Source organism: Nonlabens sp. Asnod2-A12, assembly GCF_045063745.1.
GTDB lineage: Bacteria > Bacteroidota > Bacteroidia > Flavobacteriales > Flavobacteriaceae > Nonlabens > Nonlabens xylanidelens.
Genome location: NZ_JBEFOB010000003.1, coordinates 2086681 through 2109672, shown reverse-complemented (window position 1 = coordinate 2109672; position 22992 = coordinate 2086681). Strand labels below are relative to the sequence as shown.

The following is a 22992-nucleotide window of genomic DNA, read 5'->3' as shown; positions in this document are numbered from 1 at the left end:
ACGTAGTTAAGCGTTTTTTGATTTATTCAGTGATGTTTTTTAACTAGTAAAAACAATCTTAAAAGGGATTATAATTAACAAAGGTGAATTTATTAACATGAATTTAAGGGTAATGATAGTTAAATGGAAACTTTTTTAATTTTGATTTGATGGTATTGTAAAAAGAATCTGTCCTGCGGACTATTTGGATTAGTTTTATACCACTTATTTATTCCGGTTTTATAATACTATGTTGTAATTTACCTTCATGATTTCAAAACTTCCCAACGTTACAGACTCCATCTTTACTATAATGAGTAGGCTGTCGCAAGAACACGGCGCTATTAACCTTGCTCAAGGTTTTCCTAATTTTTCTGTAGATCCTATATTAAAGGACTTGCATATTAAAGCTATACAAGAAGACAAGAGCCAGTATGCACCTATGGCAGGATTGCTTTCTTTGCGAGCTGCTATTTCTAATATGACACAGCAACAGCATAAAGCGTTTTACAATCCAGAAAATGAAATTTGCCTGACTGCAGGTGCTACACAAGCTATTTATTGCGCCATACAGACAGTGGTCCATCCAGGTGATGAAGTGATAATTTTCACGCCTGCTTATGATTGTTATGAACCGGCTATTCAACTAGCTGGTGGTAAAACGATAAGTATCCCAATGACTTTACCAGACTTTACCATAGACTGGCAGGAAGTAAAAGATAAAATAACGTCACGTACAAAGATGATCATGATCAACACGCCACATAATCCTAGTGGTAATGTGTTAAGTCATCAAGATATGTTGATTTTAGAAGAGATAGTAGTAACAAATAATCTAGTTCTTCTCAGTGATGAAGTTTATGAACATATAATTTATGACGGTATACAGCACCGTAGTGCTGCGAGATACCGAGGTTTGCTAGAACGCAGTTTTATAACTGGTAGTTTTGGTAAGACTTTTCATGTTACGGGATGGAAAATGGGATATTGCCTCGCGCCACGACATCTCATGGAAGAGTTTTATAAAATACATCAATACATGGTTTTTTGTGTGAGTCATCCTGTGCAAGATGCAATGGCTCATTATCTTCAAAAACCAGAACGTTATTTAGATCTAGGTACGTTTTATCAACGTAAGCGAGGTCTATTCCTTAACTTGATTCAGGAAAGTAAATTCACCTTTAAACCTGCGCAAGGTTCTTATTTCCAATTGCTAGATTATAGCGCAATAACTGATGAAGGTGATTTTGATTTTGCAAGAAGACTCACCATAGAGCATAAAATTGCAAGTATTCCTATCTCTGTTTTTATGAATGGTGCAGACCCTAAAATATTACGTTTTTGTTTTGCAAAGAAAGATGAAGATATAATTGCTGCTGCAAAAATATTGAACAGTTTGTAAGAAATCATTTTATTGAAATCCTGAGTTTATTAAATTCTTATTATTATGAAATACCTTATTATATGTATAGCGATTGTTTTGAGCTCTTGCAGTTCTCAAAAAATAAATGAAACCATGACTCCATCAGATTTTCAAACAGGGCTAGAACCTTATTATCAATCTTGGTCAGGTGGCGCGCCAGGATCTAGCAGTGGCGTCTCGCTCTATTTTCCTGCATCGATACTAGAAGGAAATCAGTTTCTAGCGGTTTACTTCCGTGGTATGGAGAAAAAAATTGCCAGTTTTACCTCTAACAATAAAAAAATGTTGGTAACTCGTTTTGATTCTCCACAACGAGATAGGGAAATGTCGCTAGATCCCAAAAAAGAATATGGTAACGAGTCTCCATCTTTAGAAAATTTACCTTTTCAATTGAATAATGATCAGGCAATCGTTGCTTTCTTAAAAAATGGAAAAACGATTTATGTAAAGCTAGATGGTATAGATCAAAAAGAAACCATCGCTTATCCTAGTGCGCCACCTCAAGGCAATAGGAATTAATAAGAAGATATATATCTTTCACTCATTCATATAAAGGACTCACTCATTGCAACTATGTGTGAGTCCTTTCTTTTTATAGGTTTATCAAAATATTTAAATTATGAAAAATCTAGTTATAGTTGCGGTTCTTGTTTTGAGTTCCGCTTTCGCGAAAGCGCAAGGAGAACAAATCGCAAAGGAATTAAGAGGCTACATCAATGCAGATGTGTCTGAGGAAATGATAGAGGTAAAAGATAAATCTGGAAAAACACACTACGTAAAAAGTGCCAAAGCTAAAACGGAACATCATATAGGTGGGACAAGTACTTCTAATAGTACTGTTGTTTTTGATGCATTTAATGCACATCCAGAATGGCAAGACATGTCAGTCATTGTGGACTGGACTGGTAGTATGTATAGTTATGTAGGACAGGTGGTAAGATGGCATCATGTAAATAAGGATAAACAATTAATACATAATATGGTGTTGTTTAATGATGGAGATGATAGAAACCGCAATGCAAATTCTGGTGCAAAAGCTATAGGCGCTACAGGTGGTATATACCATCCAGATCATTCTGATATCGATGCATTTTTAAAGACTGTAGCTTCTGCAGTAGATAATGGAAATGGAGGCGACGGTCCAGAAAATGATATCGAGGCTATTCTTGCCAGTCAGGAATTGTGCAACGGACAGAAGGATTTTGTCCTCATAGCAGACTCTAGCGGCATAAGAGATATTTCGCTTGCTAGTCAGATTAAAAGACCGGTACATATCATTATATGTGATTATGTAACTGACGATTATATCAAACTTGCTCAAATGACCAAAGGGAGCATCACATGGCCAGGTGGTTATACAGACTATAGTGGGACTAATTGTAATAAACGACATGTGCATAGTCATGATGTCGTTTGTGCTGGGTAATTTTATAAGGACTATTTATATTTTTCAAAGGATAGAATTAATTCTGCCCTTTGGAAAATAATCCTACCTTTGAAATTCAAATAATCTACGTTTTTGAGTTCCATAAAAAACCTTTTTAAGAATACCTTTATCTACGGTCTGGCGACGGTTTTACCACGATTGCTTACCGTATTGTTGACAAATTTGCTTACGTCCTATTTACCGAGTCCAATTGAATTTGGAGAAGCAAATCTCATCTTTACCTATATTATTTTTGCAAATGTGATCCTTACCTATGGAATGGAAACAGCGTTTTTTAGATTTTATAATGACGCATCTACTAAGGCAAAGACATTGAGTACTGCTCTTATTTCTTTATTAGTAACGACATTAGTTTTTGGAGGTGCGGCTTATTTATTTATGGATCAAATTGCGGCAGTGACAGAGCTCTCTGCTCAATATTGGAAGTGGGTGATAGCTGTAATTGTTTTTGACACTTTAATGGTTATTCCATTTGCCTACATGCGTGCTCAAGGAAAGTCTACAAATTATGCCTTAATAAAGTTGTTTAACGTGGTGATTACAGTAGGAATGACATATTTGTTCTTTACGATTTTACAATACGCTCCAGCAATTGAAAAAGTTTTACCTACAGATAAAATAGAACTATTCTTTATAGCTTTTCTCTCTGCTAGTGTTTTGACATTTTTAATTGTAATTAAACCTTATTTTCTAAAATGGCAATTTGATAAAACGTTATGTAAAAAAATGCTGTTTTATGGTTGGCCTATTTTGTTGGCTGGTTTAGCTTTTGCAATCAATGAATCGATAGATCGAGTACTGTTGCAATATATACTACCATATGATGCCGCAGAAAATAAGGCGATTGTAGGAGTTTATTCAGCTGGTTACAAACTTGCAGTAGGAATGACCTTATATGCACAAGCATTTAGACTAGGAGTAGAGCCATTCTTTTTTAGTCAGTCTGGCGATAAAAATGCGACACAACAATATGCTTTGATAACTAAGGCATTTGTAGCCCTAGGGTCGGTAGCTCTAGTTGCCTATGTAGTTCTAGTAGATTTTATACGTCTATTTATAGTGGATAAAGGTTTTGAAACCGCCATGGAAGTAGTGCCATTGATTTTAATAGCTTACTTCTTCTCAGGTGTCTATCAAACGCTATCGGTATGGTATAAAATCCAAGATAAAACTAGATATGGTGCTTACATTTCTATTACTGCAGCGATTCTTACTATTGTAGTAAACGTTCTGCTTATTCCGCATATAGGATATATGGCAAGTGCTTATGCTACTTGTGCAGCTTATGGATTAATGATGGTGGTTTCTTACTTGATAGGTAGAAAACACCTCGCTGTTCCTTACGATCTCAAAAATATTCTGCTATATTTATGCCTTTCTATCTCATTATCATTAGTTTTCTTTTACTATGTAAGAAGTGAATTAGGTATAGAAACATGGCAAACGTACCTAGTAGGAGTATTAATGACTCTTATTATATTAGGAGTAGTTTGCTTGCGCGAAAAAGAAATTATCAATAAAATCCTCAGAAGAAAATGACCATCAAGATTATAAATAAATCATCGCACGCTTTACCTCATTATGAAACTGAAGCAAGTGCAGGAATGGATTTAAGAGCAAATTTAGAAACAGCAGTGACATTGCAACCACTAGAAAGAGCGATCATAAAAACAGGATTATTTATTGAATTACCTATAGGGACTGAGGCGCAAGTAAGACCTAGAAGTGGTCTAGCAGCAAAAAAAGGAGTAACTGTCCTTAATGCACCAGGTACTATCGATGCAGATTATCGTGGCGAGATAGGTGTGATTCTTGTAAATTTATCTAGCGAGTCGTTCACCGTAGAAAACGGAGAACGTATCGCACAACTAGTTATCGCAAAGCATAAGCGTGCCGACTGGCAACAAGTAGAAGAATTAAGCTCAACAGAACGTGGAGAAGGTGGTTTTGGGAGTACTGGAGTAAAGTAAGCTCTAATTCTTGCGCAGGGCAATAATTTTAACTCATTTAATAAAGTTGGATCTATGAAAAGTTTAATTTTAGTAAGTTGTTTCTTTATCTCAATCTTCAGTTTTTCTCAAATCGAGAATAAGAATGCTGTGATGTCTAAGGTTATTTGTGAATGCTTAGAGAATGCAGAAAAGGAAGGTACTCTGAAAGATAATTTTGAAAAAACATATGAGGAATGTCAGAAAGGAGCTGTTTTTGCTGGTGCCTTATCTCAAATTACAAAAGATAGAGACACTACGCTAACACTTAATCCCAACGCTTCTCTAGATACCATTGATCAATCAGATATGGAGGCAACGTTAGAATTACTTTCCAATGAGTGTGATCTTTACAATAAATATAATGCAGCAGCTGTTTCTGTAGAAAATATGCTGCCAGGCGTCACCGAGATAGCTTGTGACTGTATAAGTGAGGTTTCTACTAGTATTTCTCAAGCAGATAAAAACACAGCTATAAAGCAATGTACTACTGAGGCTATAGTTAGTAGCAATTCTATTCAAGAATTAAAACTAGGTACAGTAGAAAAAATGAGATCTTTCTTGAAGTTGGTTTCAAATAATTTAGTTGAAAATTGTCCCGCAGTAGAGCGATTGGTTTTTTCTAACGATGAAGAAAAGTTAAACTCATATTCCACAAATGAGAAAGCCATGGGATTCTATTTAGATGGGATAGATTATATGGAGGCTGAAAAATATAATAAGGCCATTAAGTTGTATGAAAAAGCGGTTAAATTAGATCCTAAGTTTGTTTTTGCATGGGATAATTTGGGTAGATCTTACAGGCAGATTAATAAATTTGACAAAGCTATTAAGGCATATGAAAAATCTTATGAGGTAGATTCTTTAAATCCTACGTCTATAATGAATATGGCGGTAGCTTATAATTATAAAAAAGATTTTAAAAGTGCTGCGTTTTGGTATGAAAAACTAATTGAGGTAAATCCTAAAGATCCTGAGGGGCATTATGGACTTGCACTCACTTATATGAATCAACAATTGATAGAAGATTCTTTAAAAAAGGCTATCGACGCTAGGCAATTGTATTTAGATTCCAACTCACCTTATTCTGCAGATGCTGAAAAGATGATAGGCTTCTTATATCGTATGTTTGTAAAAGAGAATAAAGAAGATCTTTTTAATAAGATTTGTACTGATAATAACTTAAATATTAAACTAGACTAACTAAGAGATGTTTTTCCCATCTCAATAATATATAAATTCCTACCTGAATAGGAATAACGCCTATGAAAATAATCGTACCTATGGCAGGTCGTGGCTCACGACTTAGACCACATTCACTTACCGTTCCTAAACCATTAATCCCTATTGCAAACCAGCCTATTGTACATAGACTAGTTAAGGATATAGCACGCATACTTTCAGAGCCAGTAGAAGAGATCGCTTTTATTCTAGGTGATCCAGCTTTCTTTGGAGAAGAAGTGGTAAAAAGTTTAGAAAAACTTGCCGAAGGTCTAGGTGCCAAAGCTAGTATTTACCGTCAGTTAGAACCTCTTGGGACTGGTCATGCTATTATGTGTGCAGAGCCTTCTCTTTCTGGTCCGGCAGTAGTTGCTTATGCAGACACGTTAATAAGAGCAAGTTTTGAACTTGATCCTGCAGCAGACGCTGTTATATGGACCAAGCAAGTAGACCGTCCAGAAGCTTATGGTGTTGTGAAATTAAACGACCAAGAAGAAATTGTAGAGCTGGTAGAAAAACCAGAACAATTTGTAAGCGACCAGGCAGTTATAGGTATCTATTACTTTAAAGAAATAGAAAACCTTAAAAAAGAACTGCAATTTGTGATCGATAACGAGATCATTAACGGTGGTGAATATCAGATTAATGACGGTATAAAAAGAATGATGGCTGCTGGAAATGTTTTTAAAACAGGTACAGTAGACGAGTGGATGGACTGCGGTAACAAGAATGTTGCCATAGAGACCAACCAGCGCATCATGACCTTTATGGAAAAAGATGGAAGTAAAGAAATCAACTCGCAACCTACTCTAGAAAACTCAACTATTATACAACCCTGTGTTATCGACAGTAGTGTAGTTCTTAAAAATAGTACCGTAGGACCGCACGTTTCTATAGGCGCAGGAACAGTCATAGATAACTGTACCATTACTAACTCACTGATACAGAATAACTCTAGTATTAAAAATGCTACATTAGACGAGGCTATGATAGGTAGTCACGTAAAATACGATGCTAATTTTACTAAAATAAGCATCGGTGATTATTCTACTATGGAATAATTATTGAAAACAACAACTTATGATCAAGTCACTCCACATTCTCTCGTTTATCGCTCTATTTTTCTTGAGTAACCTTATTGTTGCTCAAGAAGAAGTGCAGTCTGACGATGTGAATGTGGATGATCTAGGTGATGTCTCTGACGGTTTTAAGGATAATTTTTTCAACGCACTTTCTGCAAAGGCTATTGGTAATCACGATAAGGCTATTTTATTTCTAGAGGCTTGCGAAAAAATACAGCCAGATACTGGAGTGGTTCAGTTTGAAATGGGTAAGAATTATTTGATGAGTAACGCTTTCGCGAAAGCGGAACAGAAAATCACTCGTGCCATAGAACTATCTGGAGAATCAGAATGGTTGTTAGAAACTTTATATGACGTTTATAATAAACAAACGGAATATGAAAAATCGTTAACTGTCCTTGAGAAACTGGCAAGAATTAATGAGAATTATGAAGAGCTGCTGCCGTTTCAATACTTGAGAGCAAATAAAAATGAAGAAGCGCTAGCGATTATAGAAAAACTAGATAAACGTCTAGGAGAGGACGACCGTCGCATACTGGTTAAAAGACAGGTGCAAGCAAGATTAGGAGCAAATGAAGCTAGAGATGGCAATATTGAAGATCTAGAGGCTGCCATCGCGGCAAATCCTAAAGATGAAAAATCTTATATCAACCTCATTTACCTCTACAGTAAAAAGAATAATACAGATAAGGTTCAAGAAATAGCTGAGGAGCTGGATAAAAATTTGCCTAAAAGTGATAAAGCGCAACTTGCCCTTTATAAAATCTATCTAGAAGCAGGTAAAACACGCAAGGGAATCAGGAGCATGCAAAAGGTTTTTGAATCTACACAGTTTGATACAGAAACTAAAATTAACGTACTCAATGATTTTATACAGTCTGACGCTACAGATATAGAAGATAATGATATTGATAACGCGATAAATGATTTTGCAGACCAGGTAGAAGATGTAAAAGCATTTAATGCACTGGGTGATTATTACCTTAAAAGAAAAGATGTAGGTAATTCTATAGCTTTTTATCAAAAAGGACTGGATATCGATAACAAGAATTACGACCTTATTAAAAAGGTAGCGCTCTTAAGTATCGATATAAAAGATTATAATAAAACAGTAGAGATTACTGAGGAGGCGCTGGACGTTTTCCCAGCACAGGCATTGCTCTATTTGTTAAATGGTGTTGCACATAATAAATTAAATGAACCAGATAAGGCGATAGATCAGCTAGAATCTGGATTGAGTTTTTTACTCGATGAGCCTAAGTTAGAAAGTGACATCTATCAACAACTAGCTATAAGTTATGATCAAAAAGGTGATGCAACTAAAGCCGCAAAAATGCGTTCTAAAATAAAGACGCTGTCTAAAAATTAATAATGAAATACTTAAAATACGCATCTATAGTTCTTTTTATATTGTTAGCCAGTTGTGGTGGTACACAACGTGCTGCAAATGATGCTACCGCTGCTGCAAAAAGATCTAAAGTAGTGAAGTCTCACAACGCTGCCCGAACTGATTTTGAAACCATGAAAGCCCGTCTTTCTATGAGTTATGAAAACTCAAAAAACACGAGATCGTTTACGGTTAATTTGCGCATGGAAAAAGGTAAAAAAATATGGATGAGTGTGACCGTACTGGGCTTTACAGGTGCAAAGGTTTACATAACTCCAGACCGTGTGCAATTTTATGAAAAGCTCAATAGAAGATCTTTTGATGGCGATTTTAGCCTTATAAGTGATTTTTTAGGAGAAGAAATCACCTTTGAACAGTTAGAAGATTTGTTATTAGGTCAGGCAGTAGAGCCTCTGGATAATAAAGATTTTAAAATTGTAGATAACGAGTATCAGTTTAAACAAGAAGGCATCGTGACGAAGCTTTTCAGCCTGCGTCCGTCTGACTTTAAGGTTTCTGAGCAATCTATTGCTAAGCCGTCAGAAAATAGCTTCTTAAAAGTTAATTATACCGAGTATCAAGTGGTAGATGGGAGAATAATCCCAACTGAAGTAAAGATAGATGCTAACCAGCGCGACCGAGTTTCTAAGGTAGAGATGGAGTTTAAAAATGTAGAATTTAATCAATCGATGACGTTTCCTTTCAGCATGCCATCTGGTTACAGTGAGTTTAAATTGTAGATGAAAAAGCACTTTTACTTATCGATATTGTTTTTGTTGTGTTTCGCTTTCGCGAAAGCGCAATCAGAAAAAGCAGCTCTAGAACAACGTAAAGCAGAAATTCAAAGAGAAATAAATCAATTTGATAGGTTGCTCAAAAACGTGCGTAAAGAAGAAAAAACAATGGTGCTGCTGGTAGAGACCATTGATAAAAAGATATTGCGTACTCAAGAGATTATTAATATTACTAATAAGCAAGCAAATAACCTGACTAGAAATATTAAAGCAAATGCTGCTGAGATTAAAAAATTAAATACAGAGGTAAAAGCTCTAAAAGCAGAGTATGCAGAGATGATTGTGAAGTCATATAAATCACAAAATGATCAAAGTAGACTGATGTTTTTATTGAGTTCTGAAGATTTTTTACAGGCTTATAAAAGAGTTCAATATTTAAAATCCTATGCAGACTATCGTAAGAAACAAGCAGAAGAAATAACGATAAAATCCGACGCTATTGCAGCAAAAAATGTAGCGCTAGAAGAGGAGAAAAAAGAAAAGAATAAAGTTCTAGCACTCAATAAAAAGCAAAGGGCAGCACTTAAAATTGATAAAGTAGAACAAGAGAATCTGCTTGCGGTGGTTAAAGAAAACGAGAAGAAATATGCCGCAGATATAAAGGTAAAAGCAAAAGAGCGCAACAAAATAGACCGAGAACTCAAAGCCCTTATAGCAGCCGATATTAAAGCATCTAATAAAGGTAAAACAGGTGCCGTAGCAAATAAATTCTTCTTAACACCTGAAGCAAAAATTCTAGCTAATAGCTTTAAAAGTAATAAAGGAAAATTACCATGGCCGGTAGAAGAAGGTTTTGTTTCTAGACGTTATGGTACGCAACCACACCCAGTGGTAAGATCGCTTACTATTGATTCAAATGGACTTAGATTACAAAGTCCTGGCGGTGCAAAAGTGCGCGCTATTTTTGAAGGAGAAGTGATACGTATTACAAAAAGTAAATATGGTATACTCGCGGTACACATAAGACATGGTAACTACACTTCTATATATGATAATCTCAAGTCTGTAAGTGTCGAAAAAGGAGATATGGTAAATACAAAAGATATCATAGGAGAAATTTTCACCTCTAATTCTGGAGAAACAGAACTTAAATTTGTCCTCATGCAGGATAATGATACTGTAGACCCTGCACAGTGGATTGCGAGGAAATGATTAACGATATCAGATTTTTGATTTTTCACAAAACGATGCTTGGTTGAGCGATAGTCGAAACCTATTTTGAATTCAATAAATAAGTTTACAGTAAGGAACTATTTTGATTAACGATTGGAGATCAAGGATATCAGATTTTTGATTTTTCATTCTTATTGGAAATTACAAAAGTTATAGATTGATAGCGATTCTAGCAGATTGCGCATCAAAGGCGATATGATAAGTTGTAATTGTGTTTTTTCACAACGACACATGAGTTTAAAACTCCTTGCCTAGAAAGAGATTCAGGATTTAGGATTAATGAGGTTGACTTTTTGATTTTTCACTCTTTTTGTAACGAGCAAGTCTTGGTTAAACATAAAAAACCGCTATTTACCTATGATTAGGTATATAGCGGTTTTTTAATGCTAGTAGTTTGTATACTTTATTCAGCAAATAGTGCTTTTAATTCTGTCGCGTCTTTTGCTTTCATTTTTCCAGCAAGAACAAGACTTAATTGCTTACGTCTTAAAGCTGCATCATAACGTTGCTTTTCAAGTTCGCTTTCTGGACTTATAGGTGCAACTGCGATAGGTCTTCCAGTGTCATCTACAGCGACAAAGGAGTAAATGGCCTCATTTGCCTTAGTACGCTCACCGCTTTCACGATCTTCTACCCAAACGTCCATATAAACCTCCATAGAGGTCTTAAAAGCTCTTGTTACTTGTGCTTCTATGGTTACAACACTTCCCAATGGCACCATTCTATTAAAACCTACATTATTTACAGAAGCTGTTACTACTATACGTCTAGAATGACGTCTGGCAGCAATACTCGCCGCGCGATCCATACGAGCTAGTAATTCACCACCAAAAAGATTATTAAGCGGATTAGTCTCACTAGGTAATACCATATCAGTAACGGTAGTAAATGATTGTGAAGGTGTTTTAGCTTGCATAGTACTCAAATTTTTTGCAAAGGTACTCGGTAATTAATGTGGTAAGGAATAATTTTAGAAAATATTGAGAAATTGTTATTTAACCATTTTACTTTTTATAGACTGCTATTGGTTCATGACATTGATTTTTTATAAGATACTATTCATCTGCTAGATTTAATAGATATTCACGCAACTATAACTTAAAATTTATATCTATAAAGTAAATAACCTTAATTTTCAAAATATGAAAAATCTAATTCAAAAATCCATGCGCACTTGTTGTGTATTTGCTATGATAATAACCTCAATATTATTCAATTCTTGCGATAATAATGATTCTACAGACTGCACTGGCATAGACTGCCTACCACCTATAACACAAACCGGTGCAGGAACATTTGGATGTCTTGTAAATGGAGAACCATTCTTTTCTTTTGGGGAGGTTAACTGTAAATATCAATTAATTAATGGCTCCTATGAATTTATAGTAGGCTTTGATAGAATGAGTGGTTTTCCCATAGATATGTCTATTTTATCAAATAGGCAAAGTATCTCAGAATCCACCTTTCAGTTTACCAATTGTGATGTTAATAATTCATATTGTGCAAATGTAGTCTTTGTGTCAAATCTTCAAGAGATTATTTTCAATGATACGGACAACCAAAATAGTGGCAGTGTGACATTTAATAATTTTGACGAAACCAATCAAATTGTATCAGGCACATTCGAATTTGAGATTCTGAACCCAGCAGATAATCAAATATACCAAATAACTGAAGGAAGATTTGATTCATTCTACGCACGCTAATAAATTCTAAAAAAACTAACCATGAAAAAATTATTACTAATTCTCACACTTTTACCTTCTATATTATTTGCACAGCTCAATGTCGATAATCAATGGAAAAACTCCATTAATACAATTTTTAATAACCTGGATAAAAACAGGATTCATCTGGTTTACTTTTAGAGTATGCGATATAATTTACTGAAGTTAAAGCACATTATGATACGCTTTCGCGAAAATTTTAAATTCACAAACGCCTGTTAATTAGCATACTATAATTGCTTGTTATAAGTAACTTGATAATATAATTCATTAAAAAATGAAAAATCTACTATTTATTATTGCCTTTACCGCTATTTTTTACTCCTGTGACAGTGACGACGCTCCATCTCAAGAAAGTTTATTACCACCCATTACCATGACAGGAGAAAACACCTTTGGTTGTTTGATTGATGGTAAGTTCTTTAAACCTAGAGATGGTAGGATTACTGTTAATAGTGATAATAAAGGTCTTAGAATAATCACAACAGAATCAACTAATGTCGAGTATAAGATTGATGATTTCAAGAGCAATAAAACTTCTAGCTTACTTATTCATATTGAAAATTTCCGATATAATTCATCTGAAATTTATCTAATGCAAGACTCTAATGGATTGAGCAGTTTAGATGGTTTAAACAATACATATGCTCATTGTAGAATATGGAAGAATGATCAATTAGGATATCAAAGATATATTACTTTTCCAGATTCTGGACAAATCGAAATATCGAATCAAATTAATACGGGAGTTACAAATTTTCATAATGCAACATTTGATATGAAATTAATAAACACTCAAAATGTTAATGATACAATTAATATCGTACTTGGAAGATTTGACCTAGAAGCTTTTACCTTACAAAACACTTCTTTTAATTAGTTAAAAAGACTGCCGCGCCAACGGCAGTCTATAAATGCTTTTACCAACTGGTAGATGGTGAATATTTTTTTAATATATATCCTTCATTTGAGACGAATAATATTCTAGAATTGGATTTGGGTTCTAATAATGTAAACTTGATTTTGAATGATTGGTTTGAATTAAGTGATTATTCGCCTGGTACTGGTGCTGCAATATTTTTTATTTCAGATGGAAATCGAAATATTCAAACAACAACTTTAAATTCTGGAATATGTAATATCGAATATATAGATACTCAGAACAATATTATATCTGGCACTTTTGAATTTCAAATATTTGACGAACAGACTCAAACATTATATCAAGTAACCGACGGTAGATTTGATTCTACATTTACACGATAAAAATCTAAACTATGAAAAAAATTATTACTTTCTTATTACTATTTCCTTCACTACTATTTGCACAATTACACGTGGATGATACATGGTCGAATGAGGTAAACCCTATTTTTAATAATCTTGATAAAACAAAAATAACTTCTGGAATTCTTATAGATTATGCGATGGAATTTACAGATTTGTCTGCATACAATGGTGTCGTTACAGATACTAATTATGTAGATGTTACTACCGTAGGTAATATATACAAAACCTATTTATGGGAAAAGTGGTTGCAGATACTCTAAACACACCTACATTTGATAAATATGCCTTTAACTGGGCTAGAGAGCGGTTTAAAGCATCTCAAGATAGTACTGGTGTTTATGTGCTGTCTGGATTGTTATACAATTACCATCAATTCAATGAGAGTGCGCTTTCTCAAAATAAAATTACCGTATCTAATGATAAGTATTATGATAAATATATCTATGGTGTGTTGCAAAATCCTTATCAAACTGATAGAGCACAAAAAAAACGCCTGCAAGTCTAAACCTGTAGGCGTTTATAATTATTTAAGTTCTTTACCGTCCTTATCTTTAAATTTATATTCTAGATAAGTATAGGCATCTCTAGGTACTACCTTGACCCATTTTTTATGGTTCATAAACCATTTAGATCGTATAGAAGGATATCCTTTTGTTATAAAAGCAGCGATAAAAGGATGCGCATTGAGCGTTATCTTTTTAACACCAGCTTTAAGGTGTCGTTCTAATGTTTCGGTAATTTCCTGTATTACTAGAATAGGAGCTTGTATTTCCTTTCCATTTCCATCAGGGTTTTCCTCACGAGTTTTAATATTTACTTCTTGTCTTACACGCTGTCTAGTAATCTGGATAAGACCAAATTTACTAGGTGGAAGGATCTTGTGTTTTGCACGGTCTTCTGACATTTCATCTCTCATGTGTTCATAGAGTTTCTTGCGATTCTCTGCTTTACGCATGTCGATAAAATCTACTACTATAATACCACCCATGTCTCTAAGCCTTAACTGGCGCGCAATCTCAGTTGCAGATATCATGTTGGTTTCTAGTGCAGTGTCTTCCTGACTGTCTGCTTTATTAGATCTATTCCCAGAGTTTACATCTATAACATGCATAGCCTCAGTATGCTCTATAACAAGGTATGCACCTTTGCTCATAGATACTGTACGGCCAAATGATGTTTTGATTTGACGTTCTATACCAAATTTCTCAAAAACTGATGTTCTCGGATTGTGGTATTTTACGATAGACTCTTTATGTGGGGCAATAGTTTTTAAATAGTTTTTAATTTCTTCAAAAACCTCTTGGTCGTCTACGACTATAGAAGTGTATGTGTCATTAAAAACATCTCTCATAAGGGAATTGGTACGACTTACTTCAGTCATAACCTTAGTTGGGAATTGTGCCTTGTGTATTTTGCTACACATGGTTTCCCATTTTGCTACAAGATTTTGTAAATCTTGGTCCAGATCTGCTACGAGTTTACCTTTTGCGACTGTACGTACTATGACGCCAAATCCTTCAGGTTTAATGCTTTTTACAAGTCTTTTTAAACGGCTTTTTTCTTCTTTATCTTCTATCTTTTGAGATATAGAGATGCGATCAGAAAAAGGAACTAGAACAACATACCTACCTGGTAAAGAAAGCTCTGCACTTAGGCGAGGTCCTTTGGTAGAAATAGGTTCTTTAACTACTTGAACAAGAATAGGTTGTGTAGGTGTGATTGCATTTTCAATTGCACCGTGCTTTTCTAAATCTTTTTCAAATTTTATGTCCTTAAGCGTAAAATTTTTACGTCTACCACTTAAAACTTGTTTGGTAAATTTAAGTTGGGTAAGGTATTTAACACCTAGGTCGTGATAGTGTAAAAAACCATCTTTTTCATAGCCTACGTCTACAAATGTAGCGTTAAGACCAGAAAGTACCTTGCGTGATTTTGCAATGAATATATCACTTACCGCAAACTTATTTTCTTCTTCATCTTTGTGTAATTCGACTAGTCTTCCATTTTTGGTAAGAGCATAATCGATTTTTGTAGCACTGGAACGGATAATAATTTCTTTATCCATAATTCCTGTAATGTTTATAACCTTACATGTACTAACGATTAGTAGCAAGTAAAGTATGTTTATATGTTTTTAATACAAGTTTGTTACTACTTGTATAATCAACGAGTTGTCAGTTGCAACCCTATGTCAAAGAACTCTTAAAAATAAAAAAAAAGTAGTCTGAGACTACTTTTTCTTCTTGTGACGATTAGCACGTCTACGTTTTTTACGTTTGTGCGTTGCTACCTTATGTCTCTTTCTTTTTTTACCGCTTGGCATATCTCTTATTTTTTTACTTAACTTTTACGTTTGATTTTACTCCGTCTACAAAAACCTTAGCTGGTTTAAAAGCAGGTATATTGTGAGCAGGAATTTTAATTGTTGTGTTCTTAGAAATGTTACGTCCAGTCTTTTCAGCTCTAGTTTTTACAATAAAGCTACCAAAACCACGTAAATATACGTTCTCTCCAGTTTCAAGAGAATCCTTCACCTCATTCATGAAAGACTCAACAGTTGCCTGTACATCAGTCTTCTCCATTCCCAGTTTGTCTGAAATCTTAGATACGATATCTGCTTTAGTCATTTTTAAATTTTAATTTAATTAGGGTTTATTAAACAGGGCGCAAATATACCCTAAAAAAGTAAATATGAAATCTCTAATCAATTAAAATTTAAGAAGATATATATTGCAGGCTGCAATTTAACGCTTTTTATGGACTTTTCTAGGCAACTTATTGATTGGTATGTAGTTAACAAGAGAGAGCTGCCGTGGCGCGATACTCAAAACCCATATTTTATTTGGCTTAGTGAGGTCATATTACAGCAAACTCGCGTTAAACAAGGGTTACCTTACTATAAAAGTTTTGTTAAAAACTACCCTACAGTTCAAGAACTAGCCGCTGCACCCCAAGATGATGTGCTTAAATTATGGCAGGGATTAGGCTATTATTCCCGCGCTAGAAATTTACAAGCTGCCGCTGTGCAAATAGTCGATAATGATCTTAAATTTCCTGATACCTATAAAGAACTCCTTACTTTAAAAGGAGTAGGTGATTATACCGCTGCTGCGATCGCTAGTTTTGCCTTTAATGAACCGGTTGCTGTCGTGGACGGTAATGTGTATCGTGTTCTATCTCGTTTATATGGTATCGCAACACCTATTAATGTGCCGGCTGGTGTTAGAGAATTTAAGGAATTAGCTAGTAAATTGCTTAATAAGAAAGACCCTGCTACGCATAATCAGGCGATAATGGAATTTGGTGCGATGCAGTGCACACCCAAAAACCCTGATTGTGACACCTGTCCTTTTCAAAAAGATTGTGTCTCATTTAATGAAGGTAGAATTGCAGAGTTACCAGTAAAGATTAAGAAGACTAAGGTTAAGAGCCTTTTCCATCATTATATAGTTATACAGACGCCGTCCAAAAAACTTCTATTTAATCAGCGCGATAACAGAAGTATATGGGCTGGGTTATTTGAGTTTCCTTATATAGATGCTAGTGGCGCACTGTTACCAGTAGAGTTAACAGAGCATGAAGTGTTTAAAGATGTTGTTGGTGGGTCTCGCTTTCGCGAAAGCGTATACAACCAAGAGCCTATTATCCATAAATTATCTCACAGAAAGATACATGCCTATTTCTGGATTGTGGAAGTAGAAGATGAGATAAACGGTGCTATTACTATTGAAGAGGCTCAAGAAAGACCTGTACATGTATTGATGGAGCGTTTTATGAAAGATTTTTGGCAATTGAAATAAAACAATTTTGTAATTTACATGGGCTAACAATCTCACGACGTGGGCGTTTTTCCATATCTTTGACAACTTTTTTAAACAACCATACAAGACAATATATTTATAAATTCAATACAGACTAATTATGGCAGGTACAGTAAATAAAGTGATACTTATAGGTCACACGGGAGACGAAGTGAAGATGAAGTACTTTGAAGGTGGAAATTGCATAGGTAGATTCCCACTGGCTACAAATGAAGAATATGTAAACCGTAGTACTGGTGAGCGTGTTTCAAATACAGAATGGCACAATTGTGTTGTACGTAATAAAGCTGCCGAAGTATGTGAGAAATACTTGAAGAAAGGAGATAAGGTATATGTAGAAGGGCGCATTAAAAACCGTCAGTGGACTGGAGAAGATGGACAGCAACGCTACACGACCGAAATTCAAGTGCAAGAATTTACTTTCTTAACACCTAAAAATGAAGCTGCTGCACCTAGTAGACCACAACAAAGTGCTCCTGCTCGTCCTCAAACACAGCAGCAACCTCAGGCTGCAGCGCCACAACAGCCGCAATCACCATCTAGTAATACTTACAGCCAGCCTGTAACTAGTGATAGTAGTGCTAGCGACGATGACGATTTACCATTTTAATTTAAAAGAATTAATTCATACTAATTGGATCCTGACCCAGCGCTTTTACTTAATGTTTCAATGATTTCTAGTGGAGATCAATTCATATATCTAGCCGTTTTTATATTGCTATTAATAGGTAGCGCACTTATAAGCGGTGCCGAAGTAGCTTTTTTCACGCTATCTAGCACAGAGTTAGATGATGAAAATGAAGATTTTCCTAGACGTAGTATAGTAAAGAAACTATTAGATAGGCCTAAGAAACTGCTAGCTACCATATTGATTGCAAATAATGCGATCAATATAACGTCGGTTTTAATATTTGGTATTCTTAGTGAAACATGGTTTGCAAATATTGAGCCTGTTGCTGTAGATTTTGGTTTTCAATTTGACCTTGATATTAGATTTGTTCTTGAGGTAGTGGTTATTACCTTTTTGATATTGCTATTCGGTGAGATTTTTCCTAAAGTATATGCAAATCGCAATCCTAAAGGTTTTGCCAGTTTCATGGCTATACCGCTTAATATTCTAGATAAAATATTCAGTTTTATCAGTTTGCCTATGCGATACGTGACCTTGTTGATACAGGACCGTCTAGGTAGTAAGAAATCTAATATTACCATATCTCAATTATCACAGGCTCTAGAACTGACAGATGAGAACGATACTACAGACGAAGAGCAGCAACTGTTACAAGGTATTGTGAGTTTCGGTAACACGCATACTAAGAACGTGATGCGCAACCGTACTGATGTTTTTGCTCTTGACGACACTTTACCTTTTAAAGATATTATACCACAAGTAATTGAACATGGATATTCACGTATACCATGCTATAAAGAAAGTATAGATCATATTACAGGTGTTCTTTATGTAAAAGATTTACTTCCTTATATAGAGCGTAAGAATTATGAATGGACTAAACTGCTTAGAGAAGTCTATTTTGTGCCTGAGAATAAAAAGCTAGACGATTTATTACAAGAATTTCAAGAGAAGAAAAAGCATATAGCTATAGTAGTAGATGAATACGGTGGGACTAGTGGTTTAATATCTCTAGAAGACATTATTGAAGAGATAGTAGGAGACATCAGCGACGAGTTTGACGAGGAAGATCTAGTCTATTCAAAGCTAGATGATAAGAATTATGTTTTTGAAGGAAAAACGCAATTAAAAGATTTTTATAGAGTTCTAGATCTAGAAGAAGAAGACGCTGCAATCTTTGATGGTAGTAAAGGTGAGTCAGAAACTCTGGCTGGTTTTATATTAGAACAAACAGGGCATTTTCCTAGAAAATTAGATAAAATAACTTTTCATAATATTACCTTTTTAATAGAGGTGATGGATAATAAACGCATTAAACAAATCAAATGTACGCTAGCTTAAGAATACTACTTGTACTAACTCTTATTATCACAGTCTCTAGCTGTAACGATAAGGAAGTGTTGCCTAAACCTAGTGCACAGCTCGCACTAGATTTTCCTGAAGGTGACTACGTGCAGTCTAACAATTTGAACTGTCCGTTTTCTTTTGAGGTAAATGAATATGCTAGAATACTGGCTAAAACAGATTGTTCTATGAAAATAGAATATCCAGGTATGGACGCTACCGTGTATTTAAATTATAGACCGGTACAAGATAATTTGAGAAAACTACTTATTGATGGTCAGAAACTGTCTTATGACCATAATCAAAAAGCAGATGTAATAGGTGATTACCCATTTGTTAATAAGATGAATAAGACCTACGGGATGATGTACGAGATAGAAGGTAATGCGGCTTCTAATGCGCAATTCTATGTGACAGACAGTACAAAGCACTTTCTTACAGCGTCTTTATATTTCTATACACAGCCTAATTATGACTCCATTTTACCAGCGGTAGATTATGTAAAAAAAGACATGATTAAAATGATGGAAACTTTAAAGTGGAAAGAATAAAAGGAGTCCACAACACTTTTGTAAATATTTTGCAATTCTAATAGTTATAAAGTTCATCTTTGTCCTTTTATTTTTATGGATAATTCTAGACTCAAATACGTTTACTTAGTTGTTTTAAGCCTTATTTGGGGTTCTTCATTTATTTTAATTAAAAAGGCTCTCGGTGAGAATAATGGAGAATTAGTATTGCAGCCATTACAGTTAGGCGCGGTGCGTACCATGATTTCTGGGGTTATACTTATCGCTATAGGCTGGAAATCCTTTATAGAGACTAAAAGAAAAGACTGGCCATGGCTAGCTGTCTCAGGTTTACTAGGTACATTTTTTCCCGCTTTCTTATTTGCCTATGCGCAAACAGAAATAGACAGTGCTATAAGTGCCATTCTCAATTCTACCGTACCATTAATTACCTTGATAATGGGAAGTGTTATTTTTGGGATTTCATTCTCAAAAAAGCAACTTCTAGGCGTGATCATAGGTCTAGCAGGAGCTGTAGGGTTAGTACTTACAGGTATGGATAGTCATCCAGATCAGAATTATCTATTTGCTGGACTGGTTCTAATAGCGTGTACTTGTTATGCGAGTAATGTAAATATTATAAAGAGGTATCTTCAAAACATTAAACCACTCGCTATCGCGACAGGTAATTTTGTATTCATCGCTCCACTTGCGGCCATAGTATTTTTCAGTGCAGACGGTGCTTCTCTAGAGTATTCTAGTCCAGCGGTACAACGTAGTTTAATGTATATGGTAGTCTTATCTATTTTTGGAACCGTTGCAGCAAAAATTATGTTTAACAAACTTGTACAGATCACTTCTCCAGTTTTTGCTAGTTCTGTCACCTATTTAATGCCTGTTATAGGTCTCACATGGGGTATTATGGATGGAGAACAATTTCACTTTTGGCAAGGAGTCTCGACTGGTGTTATAATTCTAGCCGTAGTTTTAGTAACTAGAGAGAAGAAAGTAGTGATTAAATAAATTAATCTATAACCTCGCTTACTACCATATAGTTTACAATCGCTTCTTTCATTAATAAAGATTGTTCTCCAGCTTTAAGAGGCGGCAAATTTTCCTTAACAATGTAATGTGGCCATTTATCATCGTCATAATGAGAAAATTCATAATAACCATACGGTTCTAAAACTCTACATATAGCAATATGCATCAATTGCAATTTCTCATCTTTTTGAAACTTGCGATGCAATTGTCCTAGTTCTTGTAGGCCTATTATAAATAATATAGCATCCAGATCCATTTCATCACCATCTGCAAATCGGGATTGAAAAAACGCTACTGTGCGTACCCATCTATCTTTTAATTGCTCATCTCTAGTCATGGAACAAAGATACCTCTAGATTGCTTTATTAAGGAGTATATCTTTGTTTTAATTCCGCTTTCGCGAAAGCGGAACACCAATAGCCATCTCTATAAAAACATACTGTGTTATATAAAATGTTAGAGATTTAAAAGTCATTTCTTACATCTATACTTCTTTATCTTTGTAAAATAAATAAGACACATGAAACTTTACCTCGTTCCTACACCTATCGGTAATCTTAAAGACATGACCTATCGTGCGGTAGAAATATTAAAAGAGGTAGATATTATTCTTGCAGAAGACACTAGGACTAGTGGTAAATTATTACAGCATTATGGTATTGCTACTCAAATGCTATCTTACCACATGCATAATGAGCATAAAATAAGTGACACTATTGTAAAGAGAATACAGGCAGGTGAGACTATGGCTCTTATTACTGATGCTGGTTCTCCAGGGATAAGTGATCCAGGTTTTTTACTAACTCGCAAGCTTATTGAAAATGAGTTAGAAGTGCAATCGTTACCTGGTGCAACGGCTTTTGTGCCTGCTCTTACAGTTTCTGGTATGCCATGTGATAAATTTATATTTGAAGGGTTTCTTCCTGTTAAAAAAGGACGCCAGAAACGACTGGAATTCTTAAAAGAAGAAACTAGAACCATAGTTTTTTATGAATCTCCCCACAAATTATTAAAAACTTTAGCCGATTTTAAATCGCACTACGGAGAAGAACGACAGGTTTCTGTATCTCGTGAGATAACAAAACTCTACGAAGAGCATTTTAGAGGTACGGTTACAGAAGCTATTGGCCATTTCGAACACAAAAAACCTAAGGGAGAATTTGTGGTGGTGCTACAAGGTTGCTCTTAAAGGGTTTGCGTATAGCTATATGTTTTAGGTCAAAAAAATAAACTAATAATAACTGTTTATGTTCTTATTAGTTTATTTAGATTTACTTAGTGTTTTAAGTGATTAGAAACTAGTCTATCTCCACCATTACAGGACAGTGATCACTATGCACCGCTTCACTTAAAATTACAGCGCGTTTTACTCTATCTTTTAAAGAGTTGTTTACCATGTGGTAGTCTAATCTCCATCCTTTATTTCTGGCACGAGAACCACCACGATAACTCCACCAGGAGTACTGGTCAGGCTCTTGATTAAACATTCTAAAAGTGTCTATAAAGCCACTTTCTACAAAACGGTCCATCCATTCACGTTCTTCTGGTAAAAAACCAGAGGTTTTCTTAAGTCCAACAGGATTATGAATGTCTATAGCCTTATGGCAAATGTTATAATCTCCACAAACTAATAAATTAGGATGCTCTTTTCTTAATTCCTTAGAATACTCTAGAAACTGCTCCATATATTCAAATTTAAAGCCCAGTCGTTCATCATTGGTACCGCTAGGTAAATACATAGACATTATGGATAGATCGCCAAAATCGGCTCTAATGTTTCTACCTTCAAAGTCCATAGTTTCTATACCAGTTCCATATTCTACATGGTCTGGTTTTATCTTAGAAATGATAGCCGTACCAGAATAGCCTTTCTTCTGTGCGCTATAGTAGTATTGGTACTCATATCCAGCTTGTTTAAAAGCCTCTGTATCTATCTGGTCTTCTTGAGCTTTTATTTCTTGTAAACAAAGCACATCAGGATTTGCCGCTGTTAACCATTTGATGAATTCTTTCTTCATCGCTGCTCTGATACCGTTTACGTTATAGGATATTATTTTCATTTTGTTTTATAGTTTTTTAATCTTGAGACCAAATCAAAAATCTGATATCGTTAATCTTCAATCGTTAGTCGA

General features: G+C 35.0%; 26 protein-coding genes. 21 read left to right on the top strand and 5 right to left on the bottom strand.

Annotated elements, in window-relative coordinates; all coding sequences use genetic code 11:
- Positions 1–247: 247 nt before the first annotated feature.
- The 10 genes from ACJJVJ_RS09705 (at position 248) to ACJJVJ_RS09660 (ending at position 10473) form a co-directional block, all read left to right on the top strand.
- The gene (locus tag ACJJVJ_RS09705) at positions 248–1381 is read left to right on the top strand and encodes a methionine aminotransferase (protein WP_405370045.1); all 1134 of its coding nucleotides are present in this window, start codon (positions 248–250) and stop codon (positions 1379–1381) included.
- A 45-nt stretch (positions 1382–1426) separates the two neighbouring features.
- Positions 1427–1921: a hypothetical protein gene (locus tag ACJJVJ_RS09700; protein WP_405370044.1), complete on the top strand. Its 495-nt coding sequence runs from the start codon at positions 1427–1429 to the stop codon at positions 1919–1921.
- A 100-nt stretch (positions 1922–2021) separates the two neighbouring features.
- Positions 2022–2828 carry a hypothetical protein gene (locus ACJJVJ_RS09695; protein ID WP_405370043.1) on the top strand — a complete coding sequence of 269 codons (807 nt, stop codon included), beginning with the start codon at positions 2022–2024 and terminating at the stop codon, positions 2826–2828.
- 93 nt (positions 2829–2921) lie between these two features.
- Complete coding sequence (locus tag ACJJVJ_RS09690) at positions 2922–4388, top strand: lipopolysaccharide biosynthesis protein (RefSeq protein WP_405370042.1); 1467 nt, start codon at positions 2922–2924, stop codon at positions 4386–4388.
- Positions 4385–4819 carry a dUTP diphosphatase gene (dut, locus tag ACJJVJ_RS09685; protein WP_405370041.1) on the top strand — a complete coding sequence of 145 codons (435 nt, stop codon included), beginning with the start codon at positions 4385–4387 and terminating at the stop codon, positions 4817–4819. The genes ACJJVJ_RS09690 and dut overlap by 4 nt, the downstream gene beginning before the upstream one ends.
- A gap of 54 nt (positions 4820–4873) precedes the next feature.
- Positions 4874–6040: a tetratricopeptide repeat protein gene (locus tag ACJJVJ_RS09680; protein WP_405370040.1), complete on the top strand. Its 1167-nt coding sequence runs from the start codon at positions 4874–4876 to the stop codon at positions 6038–6040.
- Between the two features lie 62 nt (positions 6041–6102).
- Positions 6103–7119 (top strand): sugar phosphate nucleotidyltransferase, encoded by a 1017-nt coding sequence (locus ACJJVJ_RS09675; protein WP_405370039.1) that lies wholly within the window; start codon positions 6103–6105, stop codon positions 7117–7119.
- A gap of 19 nt (positions 7120–7138) precedes the next feature.
- On the top strand, positions 7139–8509 hold the full coding sequence (locus ACJJVJ_RS09670; RefSeq protein ID WP_405370038.1) for a tetratricopeptide repeat protein: 1371 nt from the start codon (positions 7139–7141) through the stop codon (positions 8507–8509).
- A gap of 2 nt (positions 8510–8511) precedes the next feature.
- Entirely contained in the window at positions 8512–9267 is a 756-nt protein-coding gene (locus ACJJVJ_RS09665; protein WP_405370037.1) for a DUF4292 domain-containing protein, read from the top strand.
- Entirely contained in the window at positions 9268–10473 is a 1206-nt protein-coding gene (locus ACJJVJ_RS09660) for a murein hydrolase activator EnvC family protein (RefSeq protein WP_405370036.1), read from the top strand.
- Positions 10474–10897: 424 nt separating this feature from the next.
- On the opposite strand, the gene ACJJVJ_RS09655 is transcribed toward ACJJVJ_RS09660, so the two are convergent.
- Positions 10898–11410, bottom strand: a complete 513-nt coding sequence (locus ACJJVJ_RS09655) for an acyl-CoA thioesterase (protein WP_104514311.1) — start codon at positions 11408–11410, stop codon at positions 10898–10900.
- A gap of 274 nt (positions 11411–11684) precedes the next feature.
- Between ACJJVJ_RS09655 and ACJJVJ_RS09650 the strand changes: the two genes are divergently transcribed.
- The 5 genes from ACJJVJ_RS09650 to ACJJVJ_RS09630 all read left to right on the top strand — a co-directional run bounded on the left by ACJJVJ_RS09650 (position 11685) and on the right by ACJJVJ_RS09630 (position 14016).
- Positions 11685–12200 carry a hypothetical protein gene (locus tag ACJJVJ_RS09650; protein WP_405370035.1) on the top strand — a complete coding sequence of 172 codons (516 nt, stop codon included), beginning with the start codon at positions 11685–11687 and terminating at the stop codon, positions 12198–12200.
- Positions 12201–12498: 298 nt separating this feature from the next.
- A complete protein-coding gene (locus tag ACJJVJ_RS09645; RefSeq protein WP_405370034.1) occupies positions 12499–13101 on the top strand; it encodes a hypothetical protein in 603 nt (200 codons plus the stop codon).
- A 143-nt stretch (positions 13102–13244) separates the two neighbouring features.
- Positions 13245–13487, top strand: a complete 243-nt coding sequence (locus tag ACJJVJ_RS09640) for a hypothetical protein (protein ID WP_405370033.1) — start codon at positions 13245–13247, stop codon at positions 13485–13487.
- 11 nt (positions 13488–13498) lie between these two features.
- Positions 13499–13771, top strand: a complete 273-nt coding sequence (locus ACJJVJ_RS09635) for a hypothetical protein (RefSeq protein ID WP_405370032.1) — start codon at positions 13499–13501, stop codon at positions 13769–13771.
- Positions 13744–14016, top strand: coding sequence for a hypothetical protein (locus tag ACJJVJ_RS09630; protein WP_405370031.1), 273 nt, complete (start codon positions 13744–13746; stop codon positions 14014–14016). The genes ACJJVJ_RS09635 and ACJJVJ_RS09630 overlap by 28 nt, the downstream gene beginning before the upstream one ends.
- 18 nt (positions 14017–14034) lie before the next feature.
- Here the strand turns inward: ACJJVJ_RS09630 and ACJJVJ_RS09625 are convergent, their stop codons facing one another.
- The gene (locus ACJJVJ_RS09625) at positions 14035–15576 is read right to left on the bottom strand and encodes a ribonuclease E/G (protein WP_104514312.1); all 1542 of its coding nucleotides are present in this window, start codon (positions 15574–15576) and stop codon (positions 14035–14037) included.
- 271 nt (positions 15577–15847) lie between these two features.
- Positions 15848–16138: an HU family DNA-binding protein gene (locus ACJJVJ_RS09620; protein WP_104514313.1), complete on the bottom strand. Its 291-nt coding sequence runs from the start codon at positions 16136–16138 to the stop codon at positions 15848–15850.
- A 129-nt stretch (positions 16139–16267) separates the two neighbouring features.
- Here ACJJVJ_RS09620 and mutY point away from each other — a divergent pair, with 129 nt between their 5' ends.
- The 5 genes from mutY (at position 16268) to ACJJVJ_RS09595 (ending at position 20839) form a co-directional block, all read left to right on the top strand.
- A complete protein-coding gene (mutY, locus tag ACJJVJ_RS09615) occupies positions 16268–17311 on the top strand; it encodes an A/G-specific adenine glycosylase (protein ID WP_405370030.1) in 1044 nt (347 codons plus the stop codon).
- Between the two features lie 121 nt (positions 17312–17432).
- The gene (locus ACJJVJ_RS09610; RefSeq protein ID WP_405370029.1) at positions 17433–17942 is read left to right on the top strand and encodes a single-stranded DNA-binding protein; all 510 of its coding nucleotides are present in this window, start codon (positions 17433–17435) and stop codon (positions 17940–17942) included.
- 24 nt (positions 17943–17966) lie between these two features.
- The gene (locus ACJJVJ_RS09605; protein ID WP_405370028.1) at positions 17967–19304 is read left to right on the top strand and encodes a gliding motility-associated protein GldE; all 1338 of its coding nucleotides are present in this window, start codon (positions 17967–17969) and stop codon (positions 19302–19304) included.
- Positions 19289–19858 (top strand): gliding motility lipoprotein GldD, encoded by a 570-nt coding sequence (gene gldD, locus ACJJVJ_RS09600; protein WP_104514316.1) that lies wholly within the window; start codon positions 19289–19291, stop codon positions 19856–19858. The genes ACJJVJ_RS09605 and gldD overlap by 16 nt, the downstream gene beginning before the upstream one ends.
- Positions 19859–19933: 75 nt before the next feature.
- The gene (locus ACJJVJ_RS09595; protein WP_104514317.1) at positions 19934–20839 is read left to right on the top strand and encodes a DMT family transporter; all 906 of its coding nucleotides are present in this window, start codon (positions 19934–19936) and stop codon (positions 20837–20839) included.
- Position 20840: 1 nt separating this feature from the next.
- On the opposite strand, the gene ACJJVJ_RS09590 is transcribed toward ACJJVJ_RS09595, so the two are convergent.
- Entirely contained in the window at positions 20841–21197 is a 357-nt protein-coding gene (locus tag ACJJVJ_RS09590; protein WP_348115228.1) for a hypothetical protein, read from the bottom strand.
- A 183-nt stretch (positions 21198–21380) separates the two neighbouring features.
- Between ACJJVJ_RS09590 and rsmI the strand changes: the two genes are divergently transcribed.
- On the top strand, positions 21381–22049 hold the full coding sequence (rsmI, locus tag ACJJVJ_RS09585) for a 16S rRNA (cytidine(1402)-2'-O)-methyltransferase (RefSeq protein WP_405370027.1): 669 nt from the start codon (positions 21381–21383) through the stop codon (positions 22047–22049).
- A gap of 109 nt (positions 22050–22158) precedes the next feature.
- On the opposite strand, the gene ACJJVJ_RS09580 is transcribed toward rsmI, so the two are convergent.
- Positions 22159–22920: an exodeoxyribonuclease III gene (locus ACJJVJ_RS09580; protein ID WP_405370026.1), complete on the bottom strand. Its 762-nt coding sequence runs from the start codon at positions 22918–22920 to the stop codon at positions 22159–22161.
- Positions 22921–22992: the final 72 nt, after the last annotated feature.